Genomic DNA, 9,026 nt, shown 5'->3' on the forward strand with positions numbered 1-9,026 from the left:
TTTGTGTGAATACTTACAGTTTACCCCAATGAAACGCTATGAGTTTTTTTGTTGCACTATATTTTACAATTTATCGATACCAAAAAACTAGCCCGAGAGCTAGTTTGTAATGGAATGAAATTTGAACAAAGCTTGGTCAGGTTCTTAAAGAAACGCTTATATTTGATGTTCCTCCACATCACCGCTGCACTCTATCCATGGATATTCCCTGATCAGATAGGACCAAAAGTGATGCCACTCCTCTTTCTGATAGCTAATAGCGAGATAGTATTCCTTGTAGTCAAAATCCCTTAACACAAGAAAATACTTAGGAGGAAGAGGTGATTTGTTTCTACCAGAGTATCTACTATAACTATACTTTTGAAATTTCTGAAGTTGGATTTTCCAAATGTCCTCATCTATTCTCAGATAGTCGAAACAAGATCGATAGGTTATCAAATAGCCCTTATATACTAGTAATTTCAACCCCGGTTCTCTGAATTCCGCTTCCTTCTCTATTTCCTGCAAAGAGATTGATTCAATCCATTCCTGCGAAAACTCTCTGCCTTTTCTGCTTGTTTTACAAATCAGACGAACAAATTCGAATACTTGCCGAATGAGAATGAAAGAAACCGTGCAGCCAAGCATGATCCACGCTCGAAACCCTTTTCTTTCCTGGATAGTAGCTTGGTCCCAATCCATCCCATTCAATGAGCATAACAGATAGAAAGCTGCACCAGCTAATAGGAGGATATAAGCTAGTCGAATAAGAAATTGAAAAAATAAACTCTTTCTAATCATTTATCCCCGTTTACACTCTCCTTCTTTTCAGGTCAATTCCTTTTTACCTCTAACTGAAAGCAACTGGTATCCGTACTAGGCTAATTCTTTCGCAAGAGCGCCAATAAGGCCTCATAAGAATCCACTTCATAAGTCGGCACTGCTGGACTGGTATTTTCTTTGTGATCCGGATTGTACCAGACAGTATCAATCCCCGCAGCATTGCCTCCAGCGATGTCCGCCGTCAAAGAATCCCCAATCATGAGAGCTTGTTCCTTAGCAAATCCTGGGATCAGGTTCCCAATCTTTTCGTAAAAGGCCACTTCCGGTTTTTGGGTCCCTAATTGTTCAGAGATGAAAATTTCTTTGAAATAAGGGGTGATGGCTGACTGCCTCAAACGCCCTTGCTGAATGGCAGTAACGCCGTTGGTAGCACCATAGAGCTGGTAACCTCTTTTTACTAGCTTAGCTAACAAGTCTTCTGCTCCTGAGAAAGTCTGTCCCTGTTGACTAATGTAGTCCTGGTAACGAAGAGCCATCTCTTCACCATCTACCTCTCTACCAAAATGAGCAAAGGCAATGGCAAACCGGCTGTTAATCAAGTCTTTCTTGCTAATCTTCTTTTGCTCCAAATCTTTCCAGAGGCCTTGGTTCATGGGTTTGTAATAATCTTTAAAGGCTTGGATATCTTGAACCCCCTGATCTTGAAGGAATTGCGTTAAGGCCACTTCCTCCGCTGTATCAAAGTCCAACAAGGTGTGGTCTAGGTCAAAAAGTAAAAATGTATATGTCATTACAAACGATCCTTCAATTTTTCTACAAATAAATAGGCTGCTGGGCAAGTGAGGGTATTCTTGATAGTCAGATGGTTGATCTGGTAGATTTTCTTGCGGTCTGTATGAGGAAATTCTCGGCAAGCCTTAGGACGCACATCGTAGATGGAACAGAGATTATCACCACCCAAGAAAGGGCAAGGCATGGATTTAAAAACCTTATCTCCATCTTCATCGACTTGAAGAAATTCAGCCTCAAAAGCAGGAAGCTTCATCTTGAAATACTTGGCGATGCGCGTGATATCTGCTTCTTTAAAATCGGGGCCTAGGGTCTTACAGCAGTTGGCACAGGCTGTACAATCAATTTCTTGAAAGACTTCATCGTGAATCTCTTGGGCTATTTTATCTAGATTTTTAGGAGGCTTCTTTTTCAGATTCGCCAATACCTTGCGGTGCTCCTTTTGTTTCTGGAGCGCTAACTGATGGTATTTTTCTAAGTCAATTTCTTGAGACATAAACTACTTTCTAATTGCTAAATGGATAAGAGCATTATACCATAGAGGCCGTAAAAAAAGATAGATTCATCAATCTATCTTTTTGCATTAATCCGTCACGGCACCTGTTCCATCAAGACTCCAAGTGTTTTCTACATAGGAGGTTAATTGAGCTAATGTTTTTTCATCTCCAAGACAGGCAATGTAATGCATCTTCCCATCTATTTGAAAAAACCAGCAAGTAACATGTCGACCCGACTTAAGAATCATGTTTAATTGGGTGGCTACATTCCCTCCAACTTTGCTAGTAGATCTCCACGATTTTACTACTTTATTTATTTCGTTCAAGTCATTCTCAAATCTTTGAGCCATCACTTCATTAAAATCTTCCTCTTCGGTGACACGCGCTCTTTCTCTGGTAGTAGCGTTCAAAATAATCGCATTATCCACGTTTTTATCTGCGTATTGGATATTATCTCCACCTTCTTCATTTGTATATTTTACCCAATCACTTGGAATATTGACATACCCAAAATCTGCTGATCCAATTCGTTTCGTTTCTGCGAGACTCTCACTATTATCTGATAGTTCTTCCTTTACCTTGCTACTTGATTTTGTTGCTTCTTTCACCACATTCTTGGAGCTAGACGCTGCAGATGATTTACTGGACTCTTTCTTTGGACTGGTACAAGCAGAAAGACTAACAACAGACAAAAACGTAACTGAAGCCAGTAGGAACTTATTTTTCATATTTCTCTCCTTTATGATAGATTATATACACTAGTCTAACATCTTATACTCTATTTTAAAAGGACCATTTAAATTTCTGACCCAAAAAACAAGAACTAATTCAAACTGATGAACTGTTTGAATTAGTCCCTGCTTTCTTAAGGATATACAACCTGAGAGATTCTTTGCTAACCAGGCTATAAGAAGTTGATTATTACAAGATGCTGTGCTTTATCACAGCTTCTCAAATTTCATCTATCAGCAATTGAAAATTGGTGACAATGAAAGCAACTTCCTCACGAATGCATTAGGCATTTGGACCTTTCTCATCCAAACTCCAAGTTTCCTCAATGTAAGGAATAAATTGAGCCAAGGTTTCTGGATCCCCTTCAAAAGACATCAAGTATACCTTATCATCCTTTTGGAAGACCCAAGTAATGAGGTACTGTCCAGATTTAAGGATAATATTGAGCTGCAAGGCTTCATTCCCTGAGACAGTGGTTGTAGCTCCCCACATTTTCTCTACTTCTTTATTGTCTTTCCAATAGTAAGCAATACGGTTCGCAATCAACTCTGCGTTGAAGACTTCACCTTCACCGACATTTGCTTTTTCTTTGGTATACCCGTTCATGGTAACGATATTATAAGCACTTCCATCCGTAAATTGAATACTGTCTCCACCATCTATATCTGTAAATTTAATCCACTTACTTGGAATATCGATATAGCCATAATCGGCAGAACCAACCCGTTTGGTTTCGACAGAACTCTTGGAATCATCCGATGATTTTGACTCTACCTTACTAGATGTTTTTTTGCTAGATGATTTTTTACTCTTTTTTACCACCTCAGTGGAACTAGACTCAGATGATAATGGTTTTCTAGACTCTTTTTTAGGAGTGCTACAAGCTACAAGAGCAACAGCTGAAAAGACCGAAACGGTCGCAAGTAAGAATTTATTTTTCATCTTTCCTCTCCTTTGTGATGGATTTTGATACCTCTAGTTTATCACGTTCTACTTAGATTTTAAAGCACTATTTGTCTAGCCCGATAGAAAAACGTCCCTAGCGGGACGTTTGATTTGTTCGAATATTTCAGAGAGAAGCTTATTCCTCATCCATTGACAGAACTGACAAGAAGGCTTCCTGTGGTACTTCTACTGAACCGATAGCTTTCATTCGTTTCTTACCGGCTTTTTGTTTTTCAAGAAGCTTCCGTTTCCGTGAGACGTCCCCACCATAACACTTGGCCAAGACGTTCTTCCGAAGGGCCTTGATATCTGTACGAGCCACGATCTTATGACCGATAGCTGCTTGGATAGGCACTTCAAACTGTTGACGAGGGATAATCTTCTTGAGCTTCTCAACAATCAACTTACCACGTTCATAAGCAAAGTCCTTGTGAACGATAAAGCTGAGGGCATCGACGGTATCTCCATTGAGGAGAATATCCATCTTAACTAGTTTGGATGGACGGTACTCAGACAACTCATAGTCAAAGCTAGCATAGCCACGAGTGGAAGACTTCAATTTATCAAAGAAATCAAAGACAATTTCAGCCAGTGGGATTTGATAGATGACATTGACACGATTTTCATCGATGTAGTCCATGGTCACAAAGTCCCCCCGTTTGCGTTGGGCCAATTCCATGACAGCTCCGACAAACTCTTGTGGCACCATGATTTGAGCTTTAACATAAGGTTCTTCGATTGAAGCGATCTTAGTTGGATCTGGAAACTCAGACGGGTTAGACACATCCAACACTTCTCCGTCTGTCAAGTTAACCTTGTAGATAACAGACGGCGCTGTCATGATCAAATCAATATTGAACTCGCGCTCCAAGCGTTCTTGGATAACATCCATATGAAGGAGGCCCAAGAATCCACAACGGAAACCAAAACCAAGCGCTTGCGATGTTTCAGGTTCAAACTGTAAACTAGCATCATTGAGTTGCAATTTTTCAAGAGCTTCACGAAGGTCATTGTATTTATTGGATTCGATTGGATAAAGACCTGCAAAGACCATAGGATTCATTTGTTTGTATCCATGAAGAGGCTCAGTTGCTGGATTGGTCGCTAAGGTCACAGTGTCCCCGACACGAGTATCTGCAACCGTCTTGATAGAGGCTGCAATATAACCAACGTCTCCTGTCGCCAGGAAATCACGGCCGACTGCTTTAGGAGTAAAAATTCCAACCTCAGTCACATCAAAAGTCTTGCCATTACTCATCAACTGGATGGTATCGCCTGGCTTCACCATACCATTGACCACACGAACTTGGAGAATGACTCCACGATATGGGTCGTATACTGAGTCAAAGATCAAGGCTTGCAAGGGAGCAGCAACGTCCCCAGTAGGAGCTGGAACTTTCTCGACGATTTGTTCCAAAATCTCTTCAATCCCGATTCCAGCCTTGGCAGAAGCTAGGACTGCCTCACTGGCATCCAGGCCAATGACATCTTCTACTTCTGTGCGCACACGTTCTGGATCTGCAGCTGGCAAGTCAATCTTGTTAATAACTGGAAGAATTTCCAAATCATTGTCTAAAGCCAGGTAAACATTGGCAAGAGTCTGCGCCTCAATCCCTTGAGCCGCATCCACTACGAGAATCGCACCCTCACAGGCAGCGAGCGAACGAGAAACCTCATAGGTAAAGTCCACGTGTCCTGGTGTGTCAATTAAGTGGAAAATATAGGTCTCCCCATCTTTAGCTGTATAGTTCAACTCGATAGCATTGAGCTTAATGGTAATCCCACGTTCCCGTTCTAGGTCCATGCTGTCCAAAAGCTGAGCTTGCATTTCCCGACTAGAAACGGTTTCTGTTTTTTCTAAGATTCGGTCCGCCAAGGTTGACTTTCCGTGGTCAATATGGGCGATAATCGAGAAGTTCCGAATCTTCTCTTGTCGTTTCTTTAATTCTTCTAAATTCATTTTTTCATCCTTATAAAACTATTCAGTATATTATAACAAAAAGGCCGATTCTTGGCTAGTTTTAAGGAATCAAATCCAGTGATTTATGATTTATATCGAAATTGTATTAATTCTTTGTTTATGTGAGGTTTTTGTTTACTTTTTCGATTTAATTCGCTATAATGAGTTGTAATGTAAAAGGAGGTGAAGCTCTTGGCAAGAGGACGTGGAAAAGCAAGCCCACAGGATAAAGAGGCTTTGCGTATTATTTCCGAAAAAATAAGAGAACTATTAAAGGTTCAAAATAAGAAACAGGTCGATTTATCTCGTACAACCGGTATTCCAGCTAGTACTTTAACGGGCTATGTGAAAGGCACTTCTCTCCCAGTCAGTGAGAACTTAGAAAAGATCGCTAGCTTCTTTGAAATTCCCATCTCTGACCTAGACCCACGTTATGGTCAACCAGATACCTTGGAGGATTCTAAGATTGAGTTTATCTATAAGCAACTGGATGAAGATTTTCAAAATACACTCTTAGAGGAAGCTAATCGCTTATTGGTTTTACAGGCTGAACGGAAACGTATCGAGAAGAAATACACACCATATACAGTCTTCGACAGTTATGCTGCAAGTCAAAGTGCTTCAAAGGGAGATTTGGTTTGGTTTGATCAAAAACTAGCTTATGATCTAGCACTTTGGATTCATACAGACTCGCTGGAACCTAAATATCCAAAGGGATCTGTTGCCCTAATCAAGCAAACTTTCTACGATACTGCTGGTGCCATCTATGCTATTGAGTACGATGGGCAGACCTTGATCAAGCGTGTCTTTCGTGAAGCCCAAGGGATTCGTCTCGTTTCCCTCAATAAAAAGTATAGTGATAAGATTATTCCTTTAGAGGAGGAACCGAGAGTCATCGGAAAAGTCATTGCTAGCTTTCTACCAGCTAAGGAGGATGAGCTATGATTCGATTAGTTGCTATTGATTTAGATGGGACCCTTTTATCACCAGACAAAACCATTAGTCCTGCTAATAAGCAGGCTCTTTTGGATGCTGAAGCTGCTGGTGTACACGTCGTTATCTGTACAGGTCGCCCTCTCTCTGGTGTACGTCCAATTTTTGAAGAAATTGGCTTCAAAAGTAATCACTCCTACTCTGTGATTAACAACGGTTGTACAACTGTCAAATCATCAGATTGGTCTGTCATCAGTTATAATGCCTTATCTGAAGAAGATTTGGTTTATCTTGATCAACTGACTCAGGAGATTTACCCTCAATTGAGTTTATTCGATTTAAATCGCTATATCATTTTGAATCGGAAACCTTCTGAAATAGCTAAAATGGATGCTAGCATTGTTTCTGCAGTCCCTGTGTCACTTGGCCTAGAAGAAATTCTTGAGGCACAACCGATTTTCCAAGGGATGTTTATTGATCAGATAGAGCAGATTGATGTCTTTCAAGAAACCTATGAAGAAGTATTAGCCCAGCGCTTCCACACTATTCGCTCCCAACCGATCCTATTTGAGATCCTTCCTAAGGGGGTAAATAAAGCGACCGGCTTAAAGGCACTGGCTGAATACTTGGGAATACCAAGGCAAGAGGTCATGGCTATCGGCGATGAGAACAACGATATTGAAATGATTGAGTACGCGGGTCTTGGAGTTGCTATGGGCAATGCTCCAGCTGCTATTAAAGCTTTGGCTGATGTCACTACTACTTCTAACGAAGAAGACGGTGTCGCTACTGCTATCAAGCGATATGTTTTACAAGCACAGAACTAGAAAAGGAAAAACAAATGAAATACCCAACATTATTAGAACGTTTTTTAACCTATGTCAAAGTCAACACTCGCTCTGATGAGACTTCAACAACAACTCCTAGTACAGCTTCTCAAGTAGAGTTTGCAAAGAATGTACTTCTTCCTGAAATGGAACGAGTTGGACTGCAAAATGTTTATTATCTTCCAAACGGTTTTGCGATTGGAACGCTGCCAGCAAACGATCCAAGTCTTACCCGAAAGATTGGCTTTATCTCTCATATGGATACAGCTGATTTCAATGCGGAAAATATCAGCCCACAAGTCATCGAAAACTATGATGGTGGCACTATTGCTCTTGGTGATTCTGGTTATTCACTTGATCCAGCCGACTTTGCTAACCTCCATAACTACAAAGGTCAAACCTTGATCACTACTGACGGTACGACCCTTCTTGGTGCAGATGACAAATCAGGGATTGCTGAGATTATGACAGCCATCGAATACTTGAATGCTCATCCAGAAATCAAACACTGCGAAATCCGAGTTGGCTTTGGACCAGATGAAGAAATCGGAGTCGGAGCAGATAAGTTTGATGCAGAAGATTTCAATGTAGACTTCGCTTATACAGTGGACGGTGGTCCTCTTGGTGAATTGCAATACGAAACCTTCTCTGCTGCAGGAGCTGAAATTACCTTTAAAGGGCGCAATGTGCACCCAGGTACTGCTAAGAACCAAATGGTCAATGCCCTCCAGTTAGCCATTGACTTCCACAATCAACTCCCTGAAGAAGACCGCCCTGAAAAAACAGATGGCTACCAAGGCTTCTTCCATTTGATGAATATCGAGGGGACTGTTGAGGAAGCGAATACTAGCTACATTATACGTGACTTCGAGACTGAGAACTTTGAAGCCCGTAAAGCCATGATGGAAGACATCGCAAGCAAGATGAACCAAGAACTTGGTGCCGAACGTGTTCTCTTGACACTTAAAGACCAGTACTACAACATGAAACAGGTCATCGAGAAAGATATGACACCAGTCAACCTAGCTAAGGAAGTCATGGAAGATTTGGGCATTACGCCAATCATCGAACCTATCCGCGGTGGTACAGACGGTTCTAAGATTTCCTTTATGGGAATTCCAACTCCAAACCTTTTCGCTGGTGGCGAAAATATGCATGGTCGCTTTGAATACGTCAGCCTTCAAACCATGGAACGTGCAGTGGATACCATCATCGGAATTGTTAGCCATTCCTAATCCAGTGTTTTGTTTTTAAAATTTCTTCTGTTAAAATAACCAAAGAATTTCAGATAAAATATTTAATCTACTTGGAAACTTTCCTTAGGTGAGTACGGACGTCAGCGAACTTCCAAGAAGTTCCATGACTTAGTTTTGAGCCTAAGGTCTCAAAACTCCCGAGTGCCTGAAACAAAATAGTTTCAGGCACTTTTCTCACTGCGGAAAGTTTTAGAACTACTTAACTGTATCAAAAAATGAGCTCATGTTTTTAAATAGTCAGCTAACTATTTTATATGATAAATTGCAAGAATAAGTGCAACATTTACTTGAACTCATCCTCTAGAGCTTCACAAGCAGTTCTGTA

General features: G+C 40.9%; 9 protein-coding genes. 3 read left to right on the forward strand and 6 right to left on the reverse strand.

All coding sequences use genetic code 11. The features are described from left to right. Nucleotides 1-156 precede the first annotated feature (156 nt). From K1J10_RS09405 to lepA, 6 genes are all read right to left on the reverse strand, one after another. A complete protein-coding gene (locus tag K1J10_RS09405; protein WP_223357063.1) occupies nucleotides 157-780 on the reverse strand; it encodes a hypothetical protein in 624 nt (207 codons plus the stop codon). 80 nt (nucleotides 781-860) lie between these two features. Further along, on the reverse strand, nucleotides 861-1,553 hold the full coding sequence (locus K1J10_RS09410; RefSeq protein WP_223357070.1) for a YjjG family noncanonical pyrimidine nucleotidase: 693 nt from the start codon (nucleotides 1,551-1,553) through the stop codon (nucleotides 861-863). Then, entirely contained in the window at nucleotides 1,553-2,047 is a 495-nt protein-coding gene (locus K1J10_RS09415; protein WP_061564019.1) for a YkgJ family cysteine cluster protein, read from the reverse strand. Before K1J10_RS09415 ends, K1J10_RS09410 begins: the two co-directional genes overlap by 1 nt. Nucleotides 2,048-2,134: 87 nt before the next feature. Further along, complete coding sequence (locus tag K1J10_RS09420) at nucleotides 2,135-2,776, reverse strand: hypothetical protein (RefSeq protein WP_223357071.1); 642 nt, start codon at nucleotides 2,774-2,776, stop codon at nucleotides 2,135-2,137. Nucleotides 2,777-3,062: 286 nt separating this feature from the next. Then, nucleotides 3,063-3,722: a hypothetical protein gene (locus tag K1J10_RS09425; protein WP_223357072.1), complete on the reverse strand. Its 660-nt coding sequence runs from the start codon at nucleotides 3,720-3,722 to the stop codon at nucleotides 3,063-3,065. A gap of 139 nt (nucleotides 3,723-3,861) precedes the next feature. Further along, entirely contained in the window at nucleotides 3,862-5,685 is a 1,824-nt protein-coding gene (gene lepA, locus K1J10_RS09430; RefSeq protein ID WP_223357073.1) for a translation elongation factor 4, read from the reverse strand. 192 nt (nucleotides 5,686-5,877) lie between these two features. Between lepA and K1J10_RS09435 the strand changes: the two genes are divergently transcribed. The 3 genes from K1J10_RS09435 to pepT are packed head-to-tail and all read left to right on the forward strand — an operon-like array spanning nucleotide 5,878 to nucleotide 8,680. Next, a complete protein-coding gene (locus K1J10_RS09435) occupies nucleotides 5,878-6,630 on the forward strand; it encodes a LexA family transcriptional regulator (protein ID WP_223357074.1) in 753 nt (250 codons plus the stop codon). Next, the gene (locus K1J10_RS09440) at nucleotides 6,627-7,445 is read left to right on the forward strand and encodes a Cof-type HAD-IIB family hydrolase (RefSeq protein ID WP_048690650.1); all 819 of its coding nucleotides are present in this window, start codon (nucleotides 6,627-6,629) and stop codon (nucleotides 7,443-7,445) included. The genes K1J10_RS09435 and K1J10_RS09440 overlap by 4 nt, the downstream gene beginning before the upstream one ends. A 14-nt stretch (nucleotides 7,446-7,459) precedes the next feature. After that, the gene (gene pepT / locus K1J10_RS09445) at nucleotides 7,460-8,680 is read left to right on the forward strand and encodes a peptidase T (protein ID WP_048690647.1); all 1,221 of its coding nucleotides are present in this window, start codon (nucleotides 7,460-7,462) and stop codon (nucleotides 8,678-8,680) included. The last annotated feature ends 346 nt before the right edge of the window (nucleotides 8,681-9,026 follow it).

The organism is Streptococcus australis, from assembly GCF_019930045.1.
In the GTDB taxonomy this organism is placed as follows: domain Bacteria; phylum Bacillota; class Bacilli; order Lactobacillales; family Streptococcaceae; genus Streptococcus; species Streptococcus australis_D.

Coding starts and splice junctions, on each gene's coding strand:
- K1J10_RS09410 (WP_223357070.1), bottom strand. CDS start 1,553: ATGACATATACATTTTTACTTTTTGACCTAGACCACACCTTGTTGGAC.
- lepA (WP_223357073.1), bottom strand. CDS start 5,685: ATGAATTTAGAAGAATTAAAGAAACGACAAGAGAAGATTCGGAACTTC.
- K1J10_RS09405 (WP_223357063.1), bottom strand. CDS start 780: ATGATTAGAAAGAGTTTATTTTTTCAATTTCTTATTCGACTAGCTTAT.
- K1J10_RS09440 (WP_048690650.1), top strand. CDS start 6,627: ATGATTCGATTAGTTGCTATTGATTTAGATGGGACCCTTTTATCACCA.
- K1J10_RS09425 (WP_223357072.1), bottom strand. CDS start 3,722: ATGAAAAATAAATTCTTACTTGCGACCGTTTCGGTCTTTTCAGCTGTT.
- pepT (WP_048690647.1), top strand. CDS start 7,460: ATGAAATACCCAACATTATTAGAACGTTTTTTAACCTATGTCAAAGTC.
- K1J10_RS09420 (WP_223357071.1), bottom strand. CDS start 2,776: ATGAAAAATAAGTTCCTACTGGCTTCAGTTACGTTTTTGTCTGTTGTT.
- K1J10_RS09415 (WP_061564019.1), bottom strand. CDS start 2,047: ATGTCTCAAGAAATTGACTTAGAAAAATACCATCAGTTAGCGCTCCAG.